This window comes from Candidatus Afararchaeum irisae (assembly GCA_034190545.1).
Classification (GTDB): Archaea; Halobacteriota; Halobacteria; order Halobacteriales; family Afararchaeaceae; genus Afararchaeum; species Afararchaeum irisae.
Genome location: JAXIOF010000031.1, coordinates 13,684 through 36,123 on the forward strand (window position 1 = coordinate 13,684; position 22,440 = coordinate 36,123).

Below are 22,440 nucleotides of genomic sequence, written 5' to 3' on the forward strand. Positions count from 1 at the left end.
AGTAATTATTGATTTTTTGATACCCTAGCCAAGTGTATTCAGAATGTTGACTAGATCATCCATCTTATTTGCTCTACTAAACTCTTCAAAAACCGACTCCTCTGAAGGATATTCGAGTTCTCTCGAAAGAACTCTTTCGATACCGTCGGCTATCCCTTCGGTGTCTTCGGGATGTACCGCTATTCCTAAGTTGTTCTCCTCGATGAGTCGGGCTACACGGAACGAAGGGTCGACGACGGCGAGTATCGGTGTTCTTGCACCCATGTAGTCCCATATCTTCGACGGAACGCTGAGTCGGTTCTCCGGGTCGTCGCCGCCGATGTAGACGACGATGTCGGAGCCTTTGAGAACGGGTATGATTTCGTTGTGAGGCACGAAGTCGTGTGTTTCGACGAATCCGGTGAGTTCAAGCTCCTCGACCTTCTCCTGATACCCCTCGTTCCAGTCACCGTAGAACTGTAAGTTTAGTTCGTCGGGTTCCGGTTCGTTCCTCTCCACGTACTCCGAAAATCCTTCGAGGAGCTCGTACGGCTCTATCCATCCCTCGTAGAACGAACCGGCGTACGTGACCGTGGTAGCGTCGTATCTCTCGGCGGGCGCGGACTCGAACTTCTCCGACTCGAAGCCGAGGAAAGGCAACTCGTAGAACCTCTCAGACGGAACTTCCGGATACTTGTTTTCAAGATGGTCATCTCCCATCTGTATACCGTCTCCCCAGACAACTTGGTCAGCGTTCCGAACCGCCAAACCTTCGACCCACGACGCCACCTTGGTGAGGAACGCGTCAGGGTCACGGTCAGGGTTGTCAACCATAGGGTCGCGGAACTCAACGAGCCAAGGAAGACGCAGAAGACTGCTTACAACGTAACCTATCAGCTGGAGATGGAAGGGATTACTGACGGAGTTGACCACGTCAACGTCGTGCTTTCGTCCGATATACAGGCACTTCAGAACCGCATAAGGAAAGAGAGGGATGTACGGTTGGGGAACACGTCCTACTACTACCTTCCATCCTCTCTCCCGTAGCATCCGTTTGCGTGTGGCGAACTTCTCGGAGCGTCCTCCTTCGTTGTCAATATCAACATTCGAAATTAGTAGGACAGTTGGCATTTATTCCCTATTGGACTGTGAGTACTTTATTATACCGGGAAAGGGTAGCTTGACCACCCTTAAACTAAAATAGAATCTCCCGTTCTAGAACATTCATACGTAGTTCTCTACAAAGTTTACGCTCATGCTGTTATCGCTGTACATCTTTTCAGGCAGGGTTAGGGAAGAGATATACTCTCTTGTATCGTAACCGCTAATTATTCCACTGAAGACTCAGTTCTCAACTTCAACAGTTGTTCTTCCGTAACTGCCACCTTACCAATCCGAAACTTACCCGACTCTGGACCATGACAGTCCGAACCCCCCGTCTTCAGCAGACTGTGTCCCTCCGCGAGTGCCTCGGCTTCCTCTACACCTATATCGGCGTAGTCGTCCGATCTTACCTCGCCATACGGGTACCAGACTTCAATGGCATCCAGTCCACTCTCAACGAGTTCTTCGGTCATCTCCGGGACGCTTCCGGAGCGGATACGCCCCGGATGCGCGAGGGAGGTGACGCCGCCGGCTTCGTGTACCGCCTTGATTACTTCGTCGTACGGGGCGCGCTCCATAGGTACGTACACGTCACCACCCTCAGCGAGGTACTCGTCGAAAGCCTCCGAGACGGTGTCGACGTAGCCCTCGTCTATGAGAAGATCCGCGAGATGGGGACGTCCGAGACTTCCTTCGACGGAGTCGTTGAGCGACTCGTACGTGACATCAAGACCCGTAACTTCGGTCAGTCTGTCAACAATCTTTCGGTTACGCTTTTCCCTGTACCCGCGTACCTTCTCAAGCACCGAGTTGAGTCTGTCATTTGTAGGGTCGATGTAATAGCCGAGTATCTCTATTTTGGTATCGAAGATATCGGCACGTATCTCAACGCCGGTGACAACCTCAATACCCTTGTACGATTTTCTGGGTGATTCGAGAGATGGAGGGATACGGTCGTGATCGGTGATAGATATAGCTTTCAGACCTCTGTCCTTTGCTTGTTCTACACGCTCCTCAACAGTGGATGTTCCATCTGAGTTCGTGGTATGTATATGTAAGTCAGCATATCCGTTCTTCATTCCCATATATATGTATATCAGTTTCTACAGTATAATCACTGTCGGTCGGCTTCCATTAATCAAAAACGGCTTATTAGTAGTATTCCTTAATAGGAAACAGATGATAGATCCCCATGGCGGCTATCTCGTAGATAGAGTTATAGAAGATAAACACGCGGAGTCTGCAAAAGAGGAACTCTCCGATCTACCAAGCATACGTCTTGATTACGGTAGCTATCAAGATGCTATAAATATATCTAGCGGGCGTTACAGTCCCCTTACAGGGTTTCTGTCACAAAACGACCTATTAAAAGTCGCACATGACATGACGTTAGAGGACGGAACTGTTTGGCCTCTCCCCATAATTCTTGATGTCGGCAGCGAACTAGCTGCTGAACTCGAACCTGGCAGAAAGGCAGGCCTGGAGTCGCCCGACGGCGAACTAATAGGTTTCCTTAACATTGATGAGGTATATAGACAGAACAAAGAGGAGATTGCTGAAAGTATATTCGGGACAGACGACGAATCACACCCCGGCGTGAGAAGTTATCTGGAGATGGAGGACTTCCTTGTAGGTGGTTCAATAAAGCTCTTCGACGAACACAGGTACAACGACCGTGACCTACTTCCACGCGAGTCACGCGTTCTTTTCGACTCGAAGGACTGGGACACCGTCGTCGGATTCCAGACGAGGAACGCGCCGCACCGTGCCCACGAATACATACAGAAGTCAGCACTCGAACACGTAGATGGCATCCTGATACAGCCCAAGCTCGGCGACAAGAAAGAAGGAGACTACCAGGACGACGTGATAATTGGGGGATACGACAGACTCATTGAGAGCTACTATCCCGACAATAGAGCAGTTCTCTCGGTCTTCCCAAGCGTGATGCGATACGCAGGTCCGCGTGAAGCCGTCTTCGACTCGATAATCAGGAAGAACCAAGGCTGTACGCACTTCGTAATTGGAAGGGATCACGCAGGTGTAGGTGACTTCTACGGCGGCTTTGACGCCCACCGAATCTTCGATGAAATAAGTGATATTGGTGTAGAACCTCTCTTCTTCAACTACTCGTTCTTCTGTGAGAAGTGCGACGGCATGACGTCTGAAAAGGTCTGTCCCCACAGTGATGAGAAGCGTATATATCCGAGTGGTAGCAAGATACGCGATATGATAAGATCTGGAGAGGAACCGTCGGAGAAAATAATGCGTCCCGAGGTGGCTAACTTTATTATCGACGCGGAGGAACCGTTTGTAGGAGGAAAAGTATGAGCTTTACACTGTGGTTCATGGGGCTACCTGCGTCCGGGAAGTCTACGTTAGCCAAACGGGTGGAAGAACATCTACGGGAGGCGGGTTTGGATGTTGAGAACCTTGACGGCGACGAGATACGCAAGAACATGCATCCGGACCTCGGATTCACGCGTGAAGATCGAGCAACAAATAATCGACGGACTGCGTTCATCTGTAAACTACTGAACAGGAACGGGATAGCGTGCGTAACAGGTATGATAACCCCGTTCCGCGAATCACAGCAGGAGATACGAGACATAATAGAGCCGACGGGGAAGGTAGTTCTGATATACGTTAAAGCCTCTGTTGAGACGTGCGCCGAAAGGGACCCCAAGGGACTATACGAGAAGGCTCAGGAGGGAAAGATAGAGAACTTCACCGGCGTAAATCATCCTTTCCAAGAGCCGCACAACCCCGACATAGTCGTGGATACAGAGGAAATGTCCGTGGACGCGAGTGTCGAACACGTAAAACGTAGGCTATCGGAGATAGGGGTGCTTTCGGAGGTCAGCGAGGAAGACTACGGCATGGATCTGTCTCAACAGGAGGCAGAAGATATACAGGAACGCCTGAAAAATTTGGGGTACCTTTAGGGGGGCGGTGTCAACCTTAGAGAGTAAGAGTGTGGTTGAGAAATTTTGTTATAGGATCAAAAATGCTCAACCACATGATAGAGAAAGCACGCGAAGAAGAAATATTTTGTCGTGAAGATACTCCGACGGAAAGACGTTGCAAACGCGAAACGTTTGCAGCCCACAAATCTTCGATTTGTGAACGCGTTGTCGCGTCTTTCCTGTACTATGCTGGATTATCGTATCGTGATATAGAACCGGTGGTCGACCGATCTTACGAAGCTGTGAGACAGTGGTATCACCGACTGTCTCACCTCTTCGAACCAGAAACTGACCACCGAGAAGTAGTTGCTGTCGACGAAACCAAGCTGGAAATTGACGGGGTGGAAGTGTATGTCTGGGCAGCTGTCGACGTGGACACCTTCGAGGTGATCCACGTCGACGTCAGTAAAGGTAGATCTAACCTCGACGCATTACTCTTTCTACGTGAGGTGATTAGTAGGTGTCGAGGTCGACCTTTGCTAAAGGTCGGCCGAGGCCCTTGGTACAACTGGCCATTACATGAGCTAGACTGTGACTTCGAACGTGAAACCTTCGGACAACGTAGCATTATAGAGTCGTGGTTCGGTGTTTTAAGACACCGAACCACTCGATTCTGGAATCACTTCCCGACCAATAGCTCTATCAAATCAACCTCAAACTGGTTAAAATCCTATGCTGCTCTCCACAACATCATGCTCTAAACTTGACACCCTCCTTTAGGGGATGAGTGCCCCAAGCCAAAGACTATATTCAGAACGCTCATCTGTAGCAGTGAATACTTGCCGTTATTTAAGCTATACTTGACTATTCAGTCTGGCAGATCTATTCATCGACTTTCGCTAGGTATTCGCATCTACACATGAGCGTATTCAGAAATATGTCTGGTGAACCCTACTTCTATCCGAAGACACCGTACCTGAGTATCATATACCTGGAGAATGAGCGCGCCATTTGACGCCTAATCTGCTCACGAGGGCTTTCGCGCCAGTGTTTGAGAGTCCACCTACGTGTTATCTTTTTGTCTTTCTTTCGGTATTTTTCTTTGTCAATCTCAAACTCAGCCAGTTCGTCTTCGTTATATGTTCTTTCATAGCCGAACCGTTCTAAGATATCTCCCGCTATCTTTTCCGTTATCTTAATTTCTTCCTCTGGAAGTTGCTCGTGGAACTTGTCGTAGTTGTCGCTCATTATTGGGGAGGTAAGGTTCTCAAAGACGTCGGCGCTTTCGGAAGCCGCCTCCGCCTCTTCTGTCTCATAGTAGTAGAGCATACGCTCGTCGTACTCCATCTCCAAGAAGTCACAGATGTTTTTGACGACCGACTCTGGATCCTGTAGCAGATCCTTGTATCTCAGGAGATGGACGGATTCATCATGTCGGTTGAGCAGTTCGGCACCTTTAGTCTGCTCGTCGTACCATCTTTTAGCATTGAAGTACGGATGGTATCTTCCGACGTTTGACGTCTTGAATGACAGAACAACATCGCGGACGTCCCTGACGAGATAAACAAACTTGGGTTTCTCATAGTAGTCAAAGATATCATCAAGAAACTCCCAGAGAGCTGGGTACTTAGAAGCCCATGCCGAACATTCTTCCTGCTCGGCGTAGACGTTGTACAGGGACTTCTGTACGTCAAACAAGGCGTGACCCTGACTCTGCTCCGATATCTCATACTCCTCATATACGTCATCAACACTAATGGGGGAATCAAGTGGGTGGAAAGAATAGTTTTTGTTAATAAGCACATCGCGTAGGAGTTTACGTGCGCGTTTGTCGCTCATATCTCCCGGTGAAACTATCCTTTGCCACGGATATGCCGTTTCGAGAGGATGAGGTGCAGATATTTCAGGATGCGTATTCAGTATGCTACGTACTAGGTTTGACCCAGACCTCTCTGTTGAGATTAACATTATCGGTTGTTTGTCTTCATCTGTTCTATTAGTCTCAGTATTTAGAACACTCTCTGACATACTTTGTAGTATGGTTGAGACGTAGTAAACTACTTGGTTAAACTTATCGATGAAACAGAGGCAAACTTGCGAAACTGATATGTCTGATACGGTTCTATTTTGGCCAAGATGTCAGAAAACAGAATTGGTGGTGAGAAGTCACGTGTACTGTATCTTTTGATCTTCCTTACAGGCGTGCTGATAGGTAGTTGGGTAAGGGTAGTTACGTTCATCATGCCCAAAAGATTTGTTGAGTACTTTATACAAAGGTTACTTCCAAGTCAAGAGTCTGACTGAGTTACAGATATCCAAGATCCTCAAGACGGTTCTTCGTCGTCTGATTGACCTCGGCGGCGGTCACGTACATCTGTTCGTCCCCCTCAAGAATATCCTGTAGGTCGTCGAAGTACTCCTCGGCGACCTCGCCCTCGTTGTCGAGTAGGTTACGCTCCTCGCCGGGATCCTGTGCGATATAGTAGAGTTCGACGGGTTCAAGTTCGCCGTTCGCCGTGCAGATGAGCTTCCACTCGTTGGAGCGTAGGCAGACGAGAGAGTCGAGTTCGTTCCACCCAAAGTCGTACCTCTCGTTCATTTTATGCGTGAGCTTGTTCTCCTTCGTTAGCTGTCCATGATACGTCTCGGAGTAGGCGAACTCCGGGTGTTCGCCGTCGAGCAACGTCTCCCCATCCATCTCGGGAGCATCTATTTCAAGCGCATCGAGGAGCGTAGGCACGATATCGATGCTACGCACCTGTTCGTGAACCGTCTTGTCGGGGAAAGGGTCGCCGCTGAAGACGAGAGGTACGCGTATCAGGTTATCGTAGAGTTCGACAGCGCGGAACTGCGATCCGACGCGGTTGCCCTCACTGTCGTAGACCCATGGGTAACCGTGTTCGCCGGGCATCTTGGAGCCGTGGTCACCGGTTACAACCGTCGCGTCTATATCGACGAGTTCGTGTAGGTTTTCGAGTTGACGCGCGACAAACTCCGACTCCTCGCGGTACCTGCGCTGGTAACGCCCGATATACTGCTCTACGTTCTCGTAGACGTTGTTTTCGTCGAACTCCGGTTCGTCACGTTTGCCGAACTCAGAGCGTAGCGTCAGGTGTAGGTCGAACGAATGTATGAAGACGAAGTTGTCCTCACCCTCATGGTCATCAAGCCAGTTCACAGCGCGGTTCACGAGGAGGTTTGCGGGTCCGAACTCGTCGCCACGCCCCTCCATACGGTCTTCCATCGGTGTTATGTGATGAAACTCGTCGAACGAATCGGGTATGTTTCCGGTCGGAAGAGGATATCCACCTGTGAATCCCACTGTGTTGTATCCTTCCTCGGAGAGTACCTCGGGCAGAAGCGTCGCGTCCGTCTCGTAGTCGATGAGCCACCGCACCCCGTGGTTGAACGGGTTGAGTCCGGACAGCATTGAAGTATGAGACGGACTCGTGAACGCAGCCTGTGTAATACAGGTGTCGTAGTAGCTACCCGATGCCTTCAGTCTCTCGTAGAACCGGTGGTCGAAAAAGTCTGGTCTGATACAGTCCACTGACACGAAAACTACATTCATAGGTGTTATTTCCGGTTATTCTCGTAAAACTGTTCCGTTCAGTCGAAGTAGGAGTTTACCTCTGTAACTACTTTGTTCATGTCGTCCTCAGTAAGATTGGGGTGTATCGGCAAGAGAAGGACTTTGTCGGTGACACGTTCCGTGTTCGGAAAACGAGATGCATCTGTTGAGGGAGCGAGACTGTAGTCGTAGAGGGGTTTTTCGTACACAATAGAGGACTCAACATCTCTCTCAGATAAGTACTCCCTCAGACCTATGTTGTCTTCCGTGCGTATAGGAAAACCGTGGTATACGTTGGTTCTGTTAGGGCGAGTTTTGGGAAGAACCACGTTGGAGGTAAGTTCTTTTAGGTAGTATTCGGCTACCCTTTGTCTGTCAGTAAGTATGCTGTCGTACTTCTTGAGTTGTTGTATTCCTATCGCAGCCTCGATATCGTTCATACGGACACTACGTAGAGGAGTTTCAAAGTCGCCGTTCGTATTCGATCTCAACGTCTTGACACGTTCGGTGTAATCCGGGTTGTCGGAGACCACCATTCCTCCCTCAGCAGTTGTTATGTTCTTTGTAGCACCGAAGCTACATACACCGATGTCGCCATATGTAGCTATGCTGTTCTCATCATACTTAGCACCTGGTGACTGACCGAAGTCGTTTATCACCATGAGGTCGTTGTCTTTGGCTATCTCGATAAGCCTGTCCATTTCACAGGACTGTCCGTAAAGAGGAGTTAACAGGATACCTTCAGCTTCCTGCCTTCCCAGTTCATTCTTGACGAAGTCAGGGTCTATGTTGTAGCTGTCTTTACGTATGTCACAGAACACGGGACAAAGATTCTGTCGTATGAGGGAGTAAAGAACTGCGGCACAATTGAAGGGCGAGACTATGACTTCATCGCCATCTTCTAAGTCGCTAACCTCCAGAGCGAGTTCCAAGGCGACACTACCTGAACAGACAGCCGCTGCATTTTCCCTACCGGCGAACTCACAGAATCTCTCCTCAAACTCTTCAACCACGTTGCCTACTGAAAGCTCTCCCCTTGATAGAAGGTCGTTAACTGCTTCTATCTCATCTTCTCCCGTTCTTGGTGAGCCTAACGAAACCATCAGTTACTCTTTTCTATACGGTACTCCGGGAAGTATCCATCGCCGGTGTCGATGCCCGCATTCTCGGCTTTGTCTATCAGTTCGGCGTAGACTTGGGGCATGTGTACCGACGTACCAAGGTACATTTCAGCCCGGTCTGGCGAGAACGACTTCTTGAACTTGAAGACGCCGGGTCTACCTCCTTGGAAGTCGAACACCTTTCTTCCGGTGTCACGCATGTGCATCAAAGCCCCATAACAGAGCAGGTTGTTGACGCGCATATCCCAGTAGTCGGGGTTGGAAGCCCGTAGGTAGTCGTGTGCCAGTTCTTCGTTGTGTACCACCATGGCACCGCCGACCACCTCGTCGTCGTACGTGGCTACGAGAAGCGTCGACAGGTCTGTCTCCAGCATATCGGCGAAGAACCCGTACTCAAAGCGGTAGTGGTCGGTGGCGTCCTTTGCGTCCATTGCATTGGTATAGATATCGTAGAAAGCCTTGTAGTCCTGAGTATCTTCGGTGGGTCTCACCTCAAGCTCCGTCTCCTGAGCCTGTCTTATGGCGTTCCTGTTACGTTTCTCAAACTTGTCCCAGATGGTCTCCTCGTCCTTTGTCAGATCAACAGGAACAGTCTCCCTGTTGAACTCGGGTTCCAGACAGTCGAACCGTTCGTGGTTCCTTTCGTTGGGGTCGAAACGGACGAACTCTGCGACGATGTTCTCCGACCGGCAGAAATCGCGGAACTCCTCCGCGAACTTATCACAGAGTTCGCTGTCGTCTCTTGACGTGAACGGTCCGCCATAGTACCACGAGGAGACTATATCGTCGTACTTCGACAGGTCGGTTTCGGCTTCGTCGGCGAAAGGAACAGATTCGAGCGACCGGCGCATGTACGGGTAGTAGACAACATCATCGCCGTCTTTGAGAACGAAAGCTTCAGCGCGCTCGTCGTCGTGTTCAAACTCTCCCGCGAGTATTCGGAGATAGTCAGGTCGGTGGTATGGTCCGGGTTCGTCGACACGTTCGTAATACTCCCACCAATCTTCGGTATCCTCCGTAGTTAGGTGTATCGTCTCCATCTCTCACATGTAGGGGTACTCGGAGTTCCTGAAGTTATCTCTCTCGTAATCGGTAATATCCTCCTCCTTCATCCATTCCTTTATCTCCTGCACACCGTCTGCGATATCGTACTCCGCCTCCCATCCGAGTATATGGTTTATCTTGTCGAAGTTTACGCGGTAGGTACGGTCGTCCTCTTTGTGTTCGACGAAACGCACTTCGGCGTCCTCTACGTTCTCCTCGACGATACGTCCGACCTCTTTTATCTGATGGTTCAGGTCGTTGTCGCCGACATTGAATATCTCGTGGTCAACTTTCTCCTCGTCGGCTTCGAGAGCGGCGACAAACGCGCGCGCAGCGTCGTGTACGTGTACAAGAGGACGGTACTGTTCGCCGCCGTAGACAGGTATGTCGTCTTCGAGTACTGCCTTTGCGGTTAGGAGATTGACCACTAGGTCGAAACGCATCCGGCGTGCCCATCCGAATATGGTTCCGAGACGCAGTATAGTAGGCGTAATATCGTTGTCCGAGAACATATCATGCGTCTCGTGGAGTATTATCTCTTCGGACTCTATGTTAGTCTCTGCATAAAGTGAGAGCGGATTCAGGTACGACCCCTCGTTTAGCTCCATCAGCTCGCTTGCTCCATAGACACTACACGAAGATGCGAACAGAAGACGTTCTATGTCGTGTAGCTTACATACCTCGACGAGAGACTTTGTCGCCTCGACATTGACCGCCTGTGTCGCCTGTTCGTTGACACCACACGCGGGATCTCCGACTATACCTGCCATGTGTATCACGGCTTCCATGTCTTCGAGAGCGTACGATAGATCCTCTATGTGACGTATGTCACCTTCACGGACTTCGAGGTTTTCGTTGTCAGAAAATGGCTCAAGGGCGTTGTCTCCCCAGAGCATCGAGTCAAGAACTCGTACCTCGTGTCCGTTCTCCAGTAATTCTTCGACTATGTAATTGCCTATGTATCCCGCGCCACCCGTTACAAGCGTTTTCATGCGGTGTGGTTTGATGGAGGGGTGGTCTATATGTGTTTTGGAATCCTCTTGACTCTCAAACTACCGAAAACGGTCTAAATACTGCTTCTACCAAACTCCCGCACTGTCTCGATAACGTACTCTACTTCTTCGTCCGTGATATTCGGATGATTCGGTAGACCTATCATATTTCCGACGACATCTTCAACGTTAGGTAGTGACAGATCGTAGCTGTGATCGTTTGGATTAACACTCCAGGGGAACTCGGAGTTGAAACCGCGGTGTTCGGTAAAGACAGGCTGGTCGTATAATGGAACGTTGTACCGATGCCGCGTCTCAACGCCTTCTTCCTTGAGTTTACTCCAGACCTCTTTACCTGTCATACCTATCTCCTCTGTCTGGATCTCGAATGGTGCCCAGAAGTAGGCGTGTTCTACGTAGTTTCGAACAGTCGCGGGTTCGAGCCAATCGAGATCACCGAGTTCTTCGAATAGGCGTTCACTCACCTCTCGGCGTCGCTCGTTGAACTCGTCAAGACGGTCGACCTGTGCCTCTCCGATTGCACCGTTTAGCTCACTCATACGGTAGTTGTAGCCGAGCGTGACGTGTTCGTCGCGGTTCGCCATACCATGACTTCTGAGTGAACGGAGTTCTTCCGCGAGCTCACTGCTGTCGGTCGTAACTATACCTCCTTCCCCCGTTGTGATGTTCTTAGTAGCATAGAAAGAGAAACATCCTGCGTCACCGATTGATCCGACTTTATCGCCCTTGTACGACGCGCCGTGAGCCTGTGCAGCGTCCTCTATGACATGTAGACCGTGTTTATTGGCGAACTCACGTATCTCGTCCATTTCAGCAGGATGCCCATAGAGATGAACAGGCATGACTGCGAAGGTCTCGTCAGTCACACAACGTTCGAGATCGGTATGATCGAGACTGTAGAGTTCGCGGTCAATATCGGCGAAGACAGGCACACCTGCCTGATGTACCACTGCTGTAGCCGTCGAGCCGAACGTGAGAGAAGGCACGATAACTTCATCCCCGGGTTCGAGACCAAGTGCCTTGAGGGTTAGCTGGATCGCCGTCGTTCCATTCGATACGGCAACTGCGTGTTCCGTGCCGACGTATTCCGCCCACTTCTCCTCAAACTCTTCGACGTAAGGACCTTGAAGAAACCGTCCTGAGTCGAGAACCTCTTCTATATTTACTCTCTCTTCATCTCCTAGCACAGGCTCGGCTACACTCACGTTTTTCTCCATAACTTAAATCAAACCTATACTTCCTAAAGGGCTAACGGTTTGCAAGCAAAAGCCATAATACCGTCTTGGAGTACTTCTATATATGTCTGATTATGACGTTGCTATAGTAGGTGGTGGCTGTGTAGGAATTTCAGTAGCATACCATCTTGCAAGAGAGACCTCACTCAGTATATGTATCATAGAGAAGGAGTACCATCTTGCTCAACACCAGAGTGGTCGGAACTCAGGAGTTTTACATCCAGGATTTAACTACTCTCCCGATACACTTAAAGCGAGGTTTGCCACAGAAGGTACTCGGAGACTCAAGGATTACTGTGAGAAAAAAAGCATACCCATTGAGGAACTAGGTGTTGTAGTAATAGCGAAAAATCAGAGGGAGCGGGAGACTCTGTCGAATCTCAAACACCAAGCTGAAGAGAACGGAGTAGATGCACGAATACTTGAGGATAAGAAAACGATACAAGAGTACGAGCCACATGCATCCGGGGAGTACGCCCTTTATTCTCCTGAAGCTGCATCGATTGATTCCCAGAAATATCTATATTCTCTTGCGGGGGATGCTGAAAATCTCGGAGTCGACTTCTATATGGGACATGAGGTTGAACATATAGAGACTAATAAGGACAGAAAACACACGCTCAAAACATCAAACGGAGAGATCACCTCATCGTATCTCGTAAATACGGCAGGACTACACGCTGACAAGCTAGCTCATCAGATGGATATTGGAGGCGAGTATCAAGTAATACCGTTTCGTGGAGAGTACTATGAACTCGTACCTCATAAAAGGGACTTAGTTAAATCGATGGTATATCCAACCCCCGATCCCAAACTGCCTTTCCTCGGTGTTCATTTTACGAGGCGAACTGATGATAAGGTGATAGCTGGACCCAACGCAGTTCTTGCGTTTGGACGTGAGGCATATGAAAACACGAATATCAGCTTTACAGATACTCTGTCAACACTCGGATATCCAGGCTTTTGGAAGCTTTTTTCGTCTTACAAGATGTTGAAAGTTGGTGCTTCTGAGATGAATAAGTCGTACAGAAAAAAAGCCTTCGTCAAGCGGGCGAGACGTTTAGTTCCAGATGCTGAGTCGGAACACTTTCGGAAAAGCTACTCGGGGATACGTGCACAGATAGTTAGGAAAGATGGTAAGATAATCAAAGATCCAGTTATCGAACAGGGTTCGGATTCTATACATGTGTTGAATGCTGTCTCACCTGGACTCACTTCGTCATTGCCGTTTGGTGAGCACGTCGCTGAAATAGTTATTGATGATACTGACCAAACATAATGGGTCATCATCTCCACTTCGATATACCATAAAAATATCCCAAACCTACACACATGGTTAATACACCGAGCATAACGAACTTCTTCGCCTCAGTCAGAGATAGATCCACAACTGCGTTACGAAGACGGTCGGGCATGAAATCCAGTAATAGCTTACCCAGAAACTCGTCCTCTTCCCCACCCGACTCAGGCACAAGAACCTCCATAGCTCTCTTAGAGTAGCCCTGCCAGAAGGCACGTTCTAACAACCACTTCTTACTCGTTCTGTAATCAAACACCTTGTGAGCGACCTCGGCGTCGGGATTGTACCAGACGCGTTCGCCGTACTCGTCGTAGAGACGTGCACACAGCTCCGTCTCGCCGCCCTGTAAGTTCTTGTCGCCTTTACGCCCACCTATATTAGGGTCGAAGCCACCGAGTTTGAGGAAGACGTCACGCCGGAACGAGATATTCGATCCGAAGGTGTTACGCACCTCCTGTTCTTCCTCGTCATCAACGAAGCCCCTGTGTGTGACTCCGACGAGCCAGTAGAACTCCTCGGGAAGGAACGACGGCTTGCCCGCGACCCAGTCTGGTACCATCTTTCCTCCTGCGGCGAGGGCATCGTGTCTCTGGTAAGTAGCTACAAGTTCGTCCACCCACTCTTCGTCGGCGACGGCGTCGTCGTCTATGAAAGCGACTACGTCACCCGACGAGAGTTCGGCACCTTTGTTCCTACTCCTTAGAAGCCCCAGGTTCTCGTCGTTGAGATGTAGAACTACGCCATCTCTGCCGCCGTAGTCGTCCTCGACTCTTTCGTAGACCTCATCGGTACCGTCGACGACTACCACGACTTCGAGTTCGTCGTAGGTCTGGGACAGAAGACTCTCGACTGCCTCCTTAAAATCGTCGTACATATCGAGAGAGTAGGTACACAGAACCACCGAGACCTTCATTGGGCGGGATAGGATGTAAAAAGTTAAACCGTCTTCGGAACGTGGTTAGTGCGATGGATAACGACGACAGTCTGTCCCTCGCGTATAAGTACGCGCCGTATCCGTTGCTCGCTGCCATTGTCGGCTTCATGGCGTGGGTACGTACCATGCCGTACGACGAGATGGTGACGGAGAGCGGAGTATACTTCTCTGGAAACGATCCGTGGTACCACATGCGAATAATACGTCTGACCGTGAAGCACTTTCCTACCACTCCCAACTTCGACCCGTGGTCTTACTTTCCTTACGGCACGGGACGTCACTCGGGATTCGGCGGATTATTCGACCAGATAATCGCTCTGTTCGCGATCATAGCAGGCGGTGGTGACCCGTCGACACGCACGATCGAGACGGTCGGGGCACTCGCCCCCGTAGCATTTGGCGCGCTGACTGCGGTCATCGTCTTTTTCATAGTCAAGAGGATCGCCGACCGCTGGACCGCTGTCTTCTCGGCGTTCGTCCTCGCGCTCTTCACGGGGCAGTTCCTCAACAGGACGATGGTAGGAAACCCCGACCATCAGTCGGCAGAGGCTTTCTTCGGCTCTCTCGCACTACTCGGATTCATCTATGCGGTACAGACCGCCTACACCGAGAAGCCGACGGTCGCACATCTCAAGGACTCCGACTGGAAGGGACTCAAGACCCCGATAGTCGCGTCGGTACTCGGCGGAATAGCGATTGCGTCGTACCTGATGACCTGGCCTCCCGGCGTGATGGTAATCTTCGCTTTCGGTATATTCGTCCTCCTACAGGCGTCGCGCGACCATTACGACGGTGTCTCGACAGAGTATCTCGCATTCGGTACGACGGCAACACTCGGGGTCACAGCAGTTCTGACACTACTCTACGCGAAGACCTACGCGCTCGAAGGCACCGGATTCTCGCTTCTCCAGCCTCTCACGGCAGTCGGCGTAGCCGTAGGTGCTGTCGTTCTACATTATCTCTCGGAGTACATGCGTGACGAGTACGACCCCGAGTACTATCCCGCGGTTGTAATAGGTGGTGCAGTACTCGGCAGCATTCTTCTGTGGTTCACGGTTCCTCAGTTCCAGTCTCTCATAAACCGTGTGTACAGCTTTGGTCTCTTGACCTCTGCGTCCGGTCTTACAGTCGCAGAGATACAGCCTGCGAGTATACAGGACGCGTGGCGGTCGTTCGGGGCGATGTTCTTCGTCGGACTCGCGGGACTCGCAGTCGTACTCTTCCGATCTCTGTCTGACAGGAATCCCGGCGAACTCATAGTCTTCGTCTTCGGATTCACGATGTTCTCGGCGTACTTCACGTCGATACGTTTCGGCTACTACATGGCTGTGACAGTCGCAGTCCTCTCGGGCTTCTTCGTCTGGTGGCTCGTAAAACAGATAGGCATAGAACACGACACAGATCTGAGCGAGATAAAGGGCTATCAGGCTATAGCCATAGTCCTCGTGTTAGTCCTCGTGATACCGGGTAACGTCCTCGCAGTCGCGGGAACTTCTCCAGCGTGGAGTCAGGCACCGCGTCTCGCGGGATACGACGGCGCGTGGAACGACGAACTCAGCTGGATGCAGAACAACACTCCTGAGGAACCGCTTAGCTACGATAAATACTATAAGCCTCCCCAGGACGGAGACTTCGACTATCCCGAAGAAGCCTACGGCGTCCAGTCGTGGTGGGACTACGGACACTGGATAACCTACCAAGCACACCGCATACCCAACGCAAATCCGTTCCAGCAAGGTCCAGATCCAGCGTCGGCGTACCTCACGGCACAGACCGAGGAGAGGGCGAATCTGATACTCGACACTCTCCCCTCTGTGGATGAGAAGAATATAGACTGGGCAAATGTCTCTAACGAGAGGCTGAGATCGATAGCCGAGTCACAGACTCAGCAGGAGAAACAGGAGCGCAACACGCGGTACGTCATGATCGACGACCAGATGGCGGCGGGTAAGTTCGGCGCGATAGCGACGTGGACGCAGTTCGACAACTACACGTCGAGACAGAGCTTCCAGATGAGCCAGGGCAACCAGACACTGCGTCTCCCAGCTACGAATCAGAGGTACGAGAACACGACCCTCGCACGTCTCTACTTCGACGACGCTAACGGTATGTCACATTACAGGCTCGTCCACGAGACACAGCAGTACTCGCTGATAGGTAATGTGCTCAGGAGAGGATTACAGCAGGGACAGCAGGGACAGATCACGGCTTTCAACCGTATAATCAAGAGAGGAAACGCGAGCAGATTCGCCAACACCGACACGCGCAACCAGCTAATCCCGGCTGGCGGTAGCTCGTATGTCTACGACGCGAAGGGAGTCGCACGTGTCAAAACCTTCGAGAAGGTTGAAGGAGCTAAACTCACGGGAAGCGTGAGCATGAAGAACACCTCGAACGCGACTATAACCGCTATACTCAACCTCCAGACGACCAACACGGGACGTAACTTCACCTACAGCCAGGACGTCTCAGTCGATGAAGACGGCGACTTCACGATGACGGTACCGTACCCGACCCAGAACGATGTCTCCGTCGCTGAGGGAGGCACAGACGAAGGCGTGAGAGCGACCGGAAACTACACTCTCTACAAGGGCGGTGCCTACGTCCCCATGTTCGGAACAGTCTTAGGAGCCAGCAGCGTAGGAAACGCCGAAGTCCCCGAGTCGGCAGTCTATGATGATGAGACGATAGAAGTCGAGATGCAGAAGGTTCAGCAGAACCAGGGTAACCAGACCCAGACCCAGACTCAGACTCAGGCGAACACGACATCGACGGCGACCAACAGTACTTCGACGGCGACGAATACGACGAGTAACGGTAACACCAGCTAAAGTCAACTACCCCTGCTTACTCACTTCTCTTGAGCTCAGAGATGCAGTAAAACATTTGTCTCTTTACTCTCTATGTAAAATATGGGAAAGATATCCGAGAAAGGTCAGGTAACCATCCCTAAGAAATACAGGGAGAAATTCGGTCTTAGACCTGGTGACGAAGTTGATTTTGAGGAGGAAGATGGAAAGCTAGTTCTGAAGAAAGAGAAAACCGACTTCAGCGATTATTCGGGATATCTTGGGAAGAGGGACACTGACGACTACATCGAGAAACTCCGCGGAGAAGAATGATATTCGCTCTCGATACGAATGTTCTGTTTGACGTCCTCTTCGAAGATGAAAGTTATCACGAAGAGTCAAAGCAAGTATTAGAGACTGCTTCTGAGAGGGGCTTTTTTGTCATATCTCCAGAAGTATACTCCGAGCTAGTCACAGGATTTGATATACGGTTCTCTAACCCACAGCAGGAAACTGATACTTTTCTCGAAGAAAAGAACATCAAGCTCAAGTCACATACAAAGAAATCTCTAGCTCTTGCAGGACAAAAGTGGAGTGAGTACGACTCCTCCGAGGATGTACAGTGTCCTAACTGTGGTCACGTGAACAGGTATGAATGCGAGAACTGTGGTGAAACGGTTAGCTGGAGAAATCATCTAATTACTGACTTTTTGATAGGAGGTCATGCCGAAGAGATTGCAGACCGTCTTATTACGAGGGATAGAGGCTATTATGAGACTTATTTCGATATCAACGTCTATTATAGTTGAAGATTTTGAGGTACTCTAACTGTTAACCTGAGTCACCTGACCCAGCTTAACACCGACACCACCACACCCGCTTTGGAATGTATCTCTCCCCCTAGCTAACCAACATCCCTAGACAATTCTCCGAAAATGTTGGTTAGCTCTTATCTCAAGTTACCAGATTAGCATCTCGTCCAGAGAGTAAACAAACAAATCTGAAAGACAACTTCCGACGACTTCAGGGAGGATTGGAGTAGCCGTTTACACCGTCCATCGACCCTGTTTCGTAGGCTCTTCGCCAGAGTTCGTGTACGGCACGAGCCACTAGCTCGATTTCACTGACCTGTATACATGACTCTTCTACATCGTCAGTATCCGTCGACGCGTCGGGAGGCGGGTGAAAATGTCTATCGTCGGCTGGTCTCGGATACTCATGAGGATGCAGATCCCAGCGAAAGTCCCGACCGGCATCGTCGGTATAATGGATATTGTAGTCGTCGTGGACAGTCCAGACGACGTCGATTCTAGAGCTCTGAGCGTCTCCTATACCGTCGTCGAGACGAATACGGAGTACATCGGGACTCAGAAAGCCGTCTAGCTCTGCCGTCGCTAACGGCTCCATCTCTTCGAAGGTATCACGGAAGTCGAGAAGAGCACCTCGATCCGTCGCGCCACCTAATCAGCGAGGGAGTCCCGCCGTTTACGGCGTTCACAAGACCTTCGGTCTTGTGGGCTCGAAATACGCAAAGCGTCTTTCGAACGTTTACGAGACGCGATGCGTCTCGTTCGCACACCAGGACGCGAAGCGTTCTGGGGACGTCACCAGAACTGCGTTCTGGTTGCTCGCCAGACGCAGTCTGACGACCGGGCGGGAATCGCGTAAGCTCCAAGAATCACACAATAATCAACAACCCGGCCTACCCCCTACATTTTTATAAACATAGAATCCATGAGCGAGAAAAAAGTTAAGGAAATAGAGAGTCTGAAAGAAGGTGTGCTCGCACTCAAGACAGTCGTCGAAGAGGAAGTTCTCGAAGATGGACAGTCATTCAAAGATTATGGGTTGGACGAGGAGCGTTCTCATAGTCCTTTATACGATCTCTCTTAGTACGTTGATATAGCTCGTTCAGCTTATCCTCGGCTTTCATCAAGCTGTGAACTTCAATCAGATCTTCTCCTTTATCCGAGATCTCATAGAACTTGTAGGGTAGGTCATTAGACTTTTTCTCGTCTTCGAGTTCTCTTTCTTCAAGTATACCGGCATCAACGAGTTTCTCTATGTGGTTACGGATAGTTGCCTCGCTTTTATCGGGGATCATGTAGTCGAGCTCTCCCATACTTATAGACTGCTTGGGATGTCCGATTATGAGCTCAAGAATCTTAAGACGGGTCTCTTGAAGCATCAGACTGAGGTCTTGTACTGTTGATCTATCCCCACTCTCTTCGATGCTCATAGGTCATCTACAGTCTCCAAGTACTATAGCTTTACGTAGGCTAACTTAGCTACTAAGTCATGTATTAACTAATATAATGAGTCAGGACGTAGATACCACAGAGATGACTGAAGAGATCGAGCCAGAGGAGCTAAACGAGATACTTGACACGGTTAACCAAAATGAGATACGTCCTGTGCTCAGATATGGTACAAGCTACTTCGTGCTCGGCAATTACACCAAAATAAGGAATCTAGATTTAGTTAAAGACAGACTAAATAGAAGAAAGGATGCCTATGCTTTTCTGATGAGTGACATATTACTCTCCCTGAGAAACTTCACAGACAAATTCGAATTAATAGCTAAGATATCAAGTTATGTAGTTGGGGTCGCAGAGGATTCAGAGGGGGATTTCAGGCTCGAATCAGGCGGTATACGGTTCGCAGACTGGCTAAAAAAGAAATCATATGTCCTAAAGCGAGAGTACGAGGAGAAAGATCCGTACAGTCCTATGCACAAAGGAGTCTTCGAAGAGTTAGACAAACTCAACAGACTATACAGATGGAGGGACAGAGACGAACTCGTAGAGTCCACAGAAAAGTTGCCTTCTAAAACAGAAGAAGAATCTGTCTAAGAAACACACATACCTGATTTTGAGCATAACATACCGCGAGCTAATCAATAATTTTTCTCTAGAAGGCGTTGGTTAGATCTTCTACCCACAGGGCTTATAATCCTTACAGTTTTTACAGTATAGTATGAGCAAGGCAGACAAGAGAATACCTGTGACAGAAGACACCTGGCAGGAGCTAAGTGAGATGAAACAGGCAGGTGAGACTTACGACGAACTGATACAGGAGTTGATAGAAAAGAGAAGGGAGGAGAACAGACGCCGTCTTCTAGAAGAGACTGACGACGACGAGTACGTCGCTCTCGAAGATCTATGAGTTACCGAGTTCTGTTAGGAGAACAGCCCAGAGAGTTCCTCTCCGATCTCGACGACAAAAGTGAACACATTGTCAAAGAGAACCTTGAGAAACTGGGTGAGAACCCGTATCCAGGAGAAGGTAAAGGCGACAAAGAGAAGCTTCCGGTCGATGGACGTGTAATGTACCGACTACACATAGGAAGGACGTATACGGCGTTCTATACTATCGCGGACGATGAGGTACGTGTCCGAGAAATACTTCCTATCGATGACGCACACAAAAAATACGGTGCGTGAGGCTAACAACATCTTCGAAGATCCTCTGGAACGTTGGTTAAAACTCATAGAGGCAGTATCTCGATCCATTAAGGACGAAGATACCGAAAAGCTCCGTCTCGAACTCTATGGATTCGATGCGTGAGTACATCGCATCGCCCAGAAACCTAACCGCTCCCAGCTCCGGTACAGCTCGCCAAAAAAATAGACGTACGTCTGTGTTTCTTACTTAGCCGTGAAGCTCGCCTAGTTCCTTCGCCGTCTCGTACCTCTCGGCTATGTCGTCCCAGTCGACGACCTCAAAGACGTTGTCGACGAAGTCGCCGCGGTCAGGTCCGTAGTCGTGGTAGTACGAGTGCTCCCAGACATCGACTGCGAAGATGGGATGTGTGTGCCAGAGCGCGCCGTCGTTGTGCTTCTGGACAGCGAGGTTACGCAGGCAGTCGGAGACGGGATCGTAGACGAGAAGTGCCCAGCCACCCGCGGACCAGCCGGCTGCCTCCTTGAACTCTCCCTTCCACGCCTCGTAGCTTCCGAAGTCCTCTTCTATGCGGTCGGCGAGCTCTCCCTCGGGCTCTCCGCCTCCGTTGGGCGACATGTTCTCCCAGAAGAGAGTGTGGAGATAATGTCCACAGCCGTTGTGGCTCATGCTTCTCATCGCGGCGGCACTTCCGTCGAAGTCTCCTGCCTCGCGGTTCTCCTCAAGCGTCTCCTCGGCGCTGTTGAGTCCGTTTACGTATCCCTGATGGTGAGTGTCGTGGTGCCAGCGGACGACCTGTTCGCTTATGTGCGGTTCAAGAGCGTCGTAATCGTACGGCAGTTCAGGCAGTTCATGCGACATACGGTATCAAAGTATGCACTTACCTTACATGAAGTTACCGCTCGTATTGGTTTTTTCTCGTCTCATCCATCTGTACCAAGCTGCGAAAGCATTTTCTCCGAAAAGATACCCAGTACCGGTGTAGTTACAGACATCTTTGTCTCTCTTTGCCCGTTTTGTGACATAACCACGGTGGTCTATACGGGGTCTTCTCTGAATCTATCGACTTCGACGTCGTCGATTGTGTCGAAGTCGTCGTCAGCTCCGGCGAGGAGAGTGCCGTCGACGTAGTTAGCGGTTGCTAGAGAGTAGGCGTCTCCGAGTGCGATCTGGTGTTTTTCCTTGTATCGTGCTGCGTCATTCCAACAGTCCGACGCGTCTACTCTGTGTAGTAGGGTCTGTATCCAACTAAGGAAGACGTCAGTCGGTATAGCTGTCTCAACTCTCTGTGTTATGTACTTGACCTCGGTTAGGGTAACAGGACTGACGAAGCCTTCGAGGTCGCCTTCTTTGACGCGGTTAAGGTATGACTCTACTACCTCCTCGCCCGTTTCTGAGGCGGCTTGTGCGACGAGTGGTTCCGTGTCGAAGACGATACGTTCCTTATTCATTCTTCGCTACGTCCATAAGACGCTCTTCGCGCTCGCGATCCTTCTCACGGGCTTCTTCGACGAGTTGCTTAGCTGTCTTGTCTGTCTTTATGATTCCGCGGAAGTCAGATGCGTCCATATCCTCGATGTCGGCGTCGACCTCGGGTTGGGGCTTGACTTTAGCCCACCATGCGACGGCACGTGCACCTGTCTTCTTTCGTCCTACGAGCCCGCTGTCGTGCATCTCTTTGAGCCTTTCTCCTACGATGACGTTCGAGGCGTCGAGCTCGTCGGCTATCTCCTTAGCCGTCATTATAGGAGCGTCGTCACTGTCGAGTGTCTTCAGTATGTCTTGTTCGGTGACTGTTTTCTCGAACGTCCCGTCTTCGCGTCGCGGTCTCTCTCCACTCATAGAACGACGTACGAATGGATTATACTTAAGCCTATTTACTCGTGTTATATGGGCGGTGTGTTACGCAGGGTAGTTTAGATACAGACCGTACATTCAGCACTTTTAACAGGCGGTGGCAGCCGCGATCAAACTCGGTACGAAACTCTTATATTGATGTAAAGTATTCTTTACTGTAAAGGGTGTTTTACATCCTGGTGCCA

Annotated in this window: 24 protein-coding genes; 10 read left to right on the top strand and 14 right to left on the bottom strand. The window is 50.2% G+C overall.

Annotated features, from left to right (window positions below; genetic code table 11):
- Positions 1-24 precede the first annotated feature (24 nt).
- On the bottom strand, positions 25-699 hold the full coding sequence (locus SV253_04320; protein MDY6775289.1) for a glycosyltransferase: 675 nt from the start codon (positions 697-699) through the stop codon (positions 25-27).
- On the opposite strand from SV253_04320, the gene SV253_04325 reads away from it, so the two are divergent.
- Positions 685-1,026, top strand: coding sequence for a hypothetical protein (locus tag SV253_04325; GenBank protein MDY6775290.1), 342 nt, complete (start codon positions 685-687; stop codon positions 1,024-1,026). The genes SV253_04320 and SV253_04325 overlap by 15 nt on opposite strands.
- Positions 1,027-1,307: 281 nt before the next feature.
- Here SV253_04325 and SV253_04330 read toward each other — a convergent pair whose 3' ends face one another.
- Entirely contained in the window at positions 1,308-2,168 is an 861-nt protein-coding gene (locus SV253_04330; protein ID MDY6775291.1) for a PHP domain-containing protein, read from the bottom strand.
- 94 nt (positions 2,169-2,262) lie between these two features.
- Here SV253_04330 and sat point away from each other — a divergent pair, with 94 nt between their 5' ends.
- On the top strand, positions 2,263-3,414 hold the full coding sequence (gene sat, locus SV253_04335) for a sulfate adenylyltransferase (protein MDY6775292.1): 1,152 nt from the start codon (positions 2,263-2,265) through the stop codon (positions 3,412-3,414).
- Positions 3,411-4,028, top strand: coding sequence for an adenylyl-sulfate kinase (gene cysC / locus SV253_04340; GenBank protein ID MDY6775293.1), 618 nt, complete (start codon positions 3,411-3,413; stop codon positions 4,026-4,028). The genes sat and cysC overlap by 4 nt, the downstream gene beginning before the upstream one ends.
- 918 nt (positions 4,029-4,946) lie before the next feature.
- Here cysC and SV253_04345 read toward each other — a convergent pair.
- The 6 genes from SV253_04345 to SV253_04370 all read right to left on the bottom strand — a co-directional run bounded on the left by SV253_04345 (position 4,947) and on the right by SV253_04370 (position 11,955).
- Entirely contained in the window at positions 4,947-6,017 is a 1,071-nt protein-coding gene (locus SV253_04345) for a sulfotransferase (protein MDY6775294.1), read from the bottom strand.
- Positions 6,018-6,294: 277 nt separating this feature from the next.
- Positions 6,295-7,560 (bottom strand): sulfatase-like hydrolase/transferase, encoded by a 1,266-nt coding sequence (locus SV253_04350; protein MDY6775295.1) that lies wholly within the window; start codon positions 7,558-7,560, stop codon positions 6,295-6,297.
- Between the two features lie 38 nt (positions 7,561-7,598).
- Positions 7,599-8,663 (bottom strand): DegT/DnrJ/EryC1/StrS family aminotransferase, encoded by a 1,065-nt coding sequence (locus tag SV253_04355; protein ID MDY6775296.1) that lies wholly within the window; start codon positions 8,661-8,663, stop codon positions 7,599-7,601.
- On the bottom strand, positions 8,663-9,721 hold the full coding sequence (locus tag SV253_04360; GenBank protein MDY6775297.1) for a GNAT family N-acetyltransferase: 1,059 nt from the start codon (positions 9,719-9,721) through the stop codon (positions 8,663-8,665). The genes SV253_04355 and SV253_04360 overlap by 1 nt, the downstream gene beginning before the upstream one ends.
- A gap of 3 nt (positions 9,722-9,724) precedes the next feature.
- On the bottom strand, positions 9,725-10,717 hold the full coding sequence (locus SV253_04365; GenBank protein MDY6775298.1) for an NAD-dependent epimerase/dehydratase family protein: 993 nt from the start codon (positions 10,715-10,717) through the stop codon (positions 9,725-9,727).
- Between the two features lie 74 nt (positions 10,718-10,791).
- Positions 10,792-11,955: a DegT/DnrJ/EryC1/StrS family aminotransferase gene (locus tag SV253_04370; protein MDY6775299.1), complete on the bottom strand. Its 1,164-nt coding sequence runs from the start codon at positions 11,953-11,955 to the stop codon at positions 10,792-10,794.
- 82 nt (positions 11,956-12,037) lie between these two features.
- Between SV253_04370 and lhgO the strand changes: the two genes are divergently transcribed.
- A complete protein-coding gene (gene lhgO / locus SV253_04375) occupies positions 12,038-13,252 on the top strand; it encodes an L-2-hydroxyglutarate oxidase (protein MDY6775300.1) in 1,215 nt (404 codons plus the stop codon).
- A 7-nt stretch (positions 13,253-13,259) separates the two neighbouring features.
- Here lhgO and aglG read toward each other — a convergent pair whose 3' ends face one another.
- Complete coding sequence (aglG, locus tag SV253_04380; GenBank protein MDY6775301.1) at positions 13,260-14,186, bottom strand: glucosyl-dolichyl phosphate glucuronosyltransferase; 927 nt, start codon at positions 14,184-14,186, stop codon at positions 13,260-13,262.
- Positions 14,187-14,239: 53 nt separating this feature from the next.
- Here aglG and SV253_04385 point away from each other — a divergent pair, with 53 nt between their 5' ends.
- From SV253_04385 to SV253_04395, 3 genes are all read left to right on the top strand, one after another.
- Positions 14,240-17,038 carry an oligosaccharyl transferase, archaeosortase A system-associated gene (locus tag SV253_04385; GenBank protein MDY6775302.1) on the top strand — a complete coding sequence of 933 codons (2,799 nt, stop codon included), beginning with the start codon at positions 14,240-14,242 and terminating at the stop codon, positions 17,036-17,038.
- Between the two features lie 81 nt (positions 17,039-17,119).
- The gene (locus SV253_04390; protein ID MDY6775303.1) at positions 17,120-17,329 is read left to right on the top strand and encodes an AbrB/MazE/SpoVT family DNA-binding domain-containing protein; all 210 of its coding nucleotides are present in this window, start codon (positions 17,120-17,122) and stop codon (positions 17,327-17,329) included.
- Positions 17,326-17,805: a PIN domain-containing protein gene (locus tag SV253_04395; GenBank protein ID MDY6775304.1), complete on the top strand. Its 480-nt coding sequence runs from the start codon at positions 17,326-17,328 to the stop codon at positions 17,803-17,805. The genes SV253_04390 and SV253_04395 overlap by 4 nt, the downstream gene beginning before the upstream one ends.
- Before the next feature lie 214 nt (positions 17,806-18,019).
- Here SV253_04395 and SV253_04400 read toward each other — a convergent pair whose 3' ends face one another.
- Both SV253_04400 and SV253_04405 read right to left on the bottom strand, forming a co-directional pair.
- Positions 18,020-18,403, bottom strand: coding sequence for a hypothetical protein (locus SV253_04400; protein ID MDY6775305.1), 384 nt, complete (start codon positions 18,401-18,403; stop codon positions 18,020-18,022).
- 427 nt (positions 18,404-18,830) lie between these two features.
- Complete coding sequence (locus SV253_04405) at positions 18,831-19,235, bottom strand: helix-turn-helix domain-containing protein (protein ID MDY6775306.1); 405 nt, start codon at positions 19,233-19,235, stop codon at positions 18,831-18,833.
- Between the two features lie 103 nt (positions 19,236-19,338).
- On the opposite strand from SV253_04405, the gene SV253_04410 reads away from it, so the two are divergent.
- From SV253_04410 to SV253_04420, 3 genes are all read left to right on the top strand, one after another.
- Complete coding sequence (locus tag SV253_04410) at positions 19,339-19,848, top strand: hypothetical protein (protein ID MDY6775307.1); 510 nt, start codon at positions 19,339-19,341, stop codon at positions 19,846-19,848.
- Between the two features lie 124 nt (positions 19,849-19,972).
- Positions 19,973-20,161 carry an antitoxin VapB family protein gene (locus SV253_04415; GenBank protein MDY6775308.1) on the top strand — a complete coding sequence of 63 codons (189 nt, stop codon included), beginning with the start codon at positions 19,973-19,975 and terminating at the stop codon, positions 20,159-20,161.
- On the top strand, positions 20,158-20,439 hold the full coding sequence (locus SV253_04420) for a type II toxin-antitoxin system RelE/ParE family toxin (GenBank protein MDY6775309.1): 282 nt from the start codon (positions 20,158-20,160) through the stop codon (positions 20,437-20,439). The genes SV253_04415 and SV253_04420 overlap by 4 nt, the downstream gene beginning before the upstream one ends.
- A 208-nt stretch (positions 20,440-20,647) precedes the next feature.
- Here SV253_04420 and sod read toward each other — a convergent pair whose 3' ends face one another.
- The 3 genes from sod to SV253_04435 all read right to left on the bottom strand — a co-directional run bounded on the left by sod (position 20,648) and on the right by SV253_04435 (position 22,240).
- On the bottom strand, positions 20,648-21,259 hold the full coding sequence (sod, locus tag SV253_04425; GenBank protein MDY6775310.1) for a superoxide dismutase: 612 nt from the start codon (positions 21,257-21,259) through the stop codon (positions 20,648-20,650).
- A gap of 176 nt (positions 21,260-21,435) precedes the next feature.
- Entirely contained in the window at positions 21,436-21,849 is a 414-nt protein-coding gene (locus tag SV253_04430; protein ID MDY6775311.1) for a PIN domain-containing protein, read from the bottom strand.
- The gene (locus tag SV253_04435; protein MDY6775312.1) at positions 21,842-22,240 is read right to left on the bottom strand and encodes a hypothetical protein; all 399 of its coding nucleotides are present in this window, start codon (positions 22,238-22,240) and stop codon (positions 21,842-21,844) included. The genes SV253_04430 and SV253_04435 overlap by 8 nt, the downstream gene beginning before the upstream one ends.
- Positions 22,241-22,440 lie beyond the last annotated feature (200 nt).

What these genes read in the sequence shown, in the direction of transcription:
- SV253_04390 (MDY6775303.1), top strand. Translation starts at nt 17,120, where the DNA reads ATGGGAAAGATATCCGAGAAAGGTCAGGTAACCATCCCTAAGAAATAC.
- SV253_04435 (MDY6775312.1), bottom strand. Translation starts at nt 22,240, where the DNA reads ATGAGTGGAGAGAGACCGCGACGCGAAGACGGGACGTTCGAGAAAACA.
- SV253_04395 (MDY6775304.1), top strand. Translation starts at nt 17,326, where the DNA reads ATGATATTCGCTCTCGATACGAATGTTCTGTTTGACGTCCTCTTCGAA.
- SV253_04405 (MDY6775306.1), bottom strand. Translation starts at nt 19,235, where the DNA reads ATGAGCATCGAAGAGAGTGGGGATAGATCAACAGTACAAGACCTCAGT.
- SV253_04365 (MDY6775298.1), bottom strand. Translation starts at nt 10,717, where the DNA reads ATGAAAACGCTTGTAACGGGTGGCGCGGGATACATAGGCAATTACATA.
- SV253_04430 (MDY6775311.1), bottom strand. Translation starts at nt 21,849, where the DNA reads ATGAATAAGGAACGTATCGTCTTCGACACGGAACCACTCGTCGCACAA.
- SV253_04385 (MDY6775302.1), top strand. Translation starts at nt 14,240, where the DNA reads ATGGATAACGACGACAGTCTGTCCCTCGCGTATAAGTACGCGCCGTAT.
- SV253_04420 (MDY6775309.1), top strand. Translation starts at nt 20,158, where the DNA reads ATGAGTTACCGAGTTCTGTTAGGAGAACAGCCCAGAGAGTTCCTCTCC.
- cysC (MDY6775293.1), top strand. Translation starts at nt 3,411, where the DNA reads ATGAGCTTTACACTGTGGTTCATGGGGCTACCTGCGTCCGGGAAGTCT.
- sod (MDY6775310.1), bottom strand. Translation starts at nt 21,259, where the DNA reads ATGTCGCATGAACTGCCTGAACTGCCGTACGATTACGACGCTCTTGAA.
- SV253_04345 (MDY6775294.1), bottom strand. Translation starts at nt 6,017, where the DNA reads ATGTCAGAGAGTGTTCTAAATACTGAGACTAATAGAACAGATGAAGAC.
- SV253_04355 (MDY6775296.1), bottom strand. Translation starts at nt 8,663, where the DNA reads ATGGTTTCGTTAGGCTCACCAAGAACGGGAGAAGATGAGATAGAAGCA.
- SV253_04370 (MDY6775299.1), bottom strand. Translation starts at nt 11,955, where the DNA reads ATGGAGAAAAACGTGAGTGTAGCCGAGCCTGTGCTAGGAGATGAAGAG.
- SV253_04400 (MDY6775305.1), bottom strand. Translation starts at nt 18,403, where the DNA reads ATGGAGCCGTTAGCGACGGCAGAGCTAGACGGCTTTCTGAGTCCCGAT.
- SV253_04330 (MDY6775291.1), bottom strand. Translation starts at nt 2,168, where the DNA reads ATGGGAATGAAGAACGGATATGCTGACTTACATATACATACCACGAAC.
- SV253_04350 (MDY6775295.1), bottom strand. Translation starts at nt 7,560, where the DNA reads ATGAATGTAGTTTTCGTGTCAGTGGACTGTATCAGACCAGACTTTTTC.
- SV253_04410 (MDY6775307.1), top strand. Translation starts at nt 19,339, where the DNA reads ATGACTGAAGAGATCGAGCCAGAGGAGCTAAACGAGATACTTGACACG.
- aglG (MDY6775301.1), bottom strand. Translation starts at nt 14,186, where the DNA reads ATGAAGGTCTCGGTGGTTCTGTGTACCTACTCTCTCGATATGTACGAC.
- SV253_04415 (MDY6775308.1), top strand. Translation starts at nt 19,973, where the DNA reads ATGAGCAAGGCAGACAAGAGAATACCTGTGACAGAAGACACCTGGCAG.
- SV253_04360 (MDY6775297.1), bottom strand. Translation starts at nt 9,721, where the DNA reads ATGGAGACGATACACCTAACTACGGAGGATACCGAAGATTGGTGGGAG.
- SV253_04325 (MDY6775290.1), top strand. Translation starts at nt 685, where the DNA reads ATGGTCATCTCCCATCTGTATACCGTCTCCCCAGACAACTTGGTCAGC.
- SV253_04320 (MDY6775289.1), bottom strand. Translation starts at nt 699, where the DNA reads ATGGGAGATGACCATCTTGAAAACAAGTATCCGGAAGTTCCGTCTGAG.
- sat (MDY6775292.1), top strand. Translation starts at nt 2,263, where the DNA reads ATGATAGATCCCCATGGCGGCTATCTCGTAGATAGAGTTATAGAAGAT.
- lhgO (MDY6775300.1), top strand. Translation starts at nt 12,038, where the DNA reads ATGTCTGATTATGACGTTGCTATAGTAGGTGGTGGCTGTGTAGGAATT.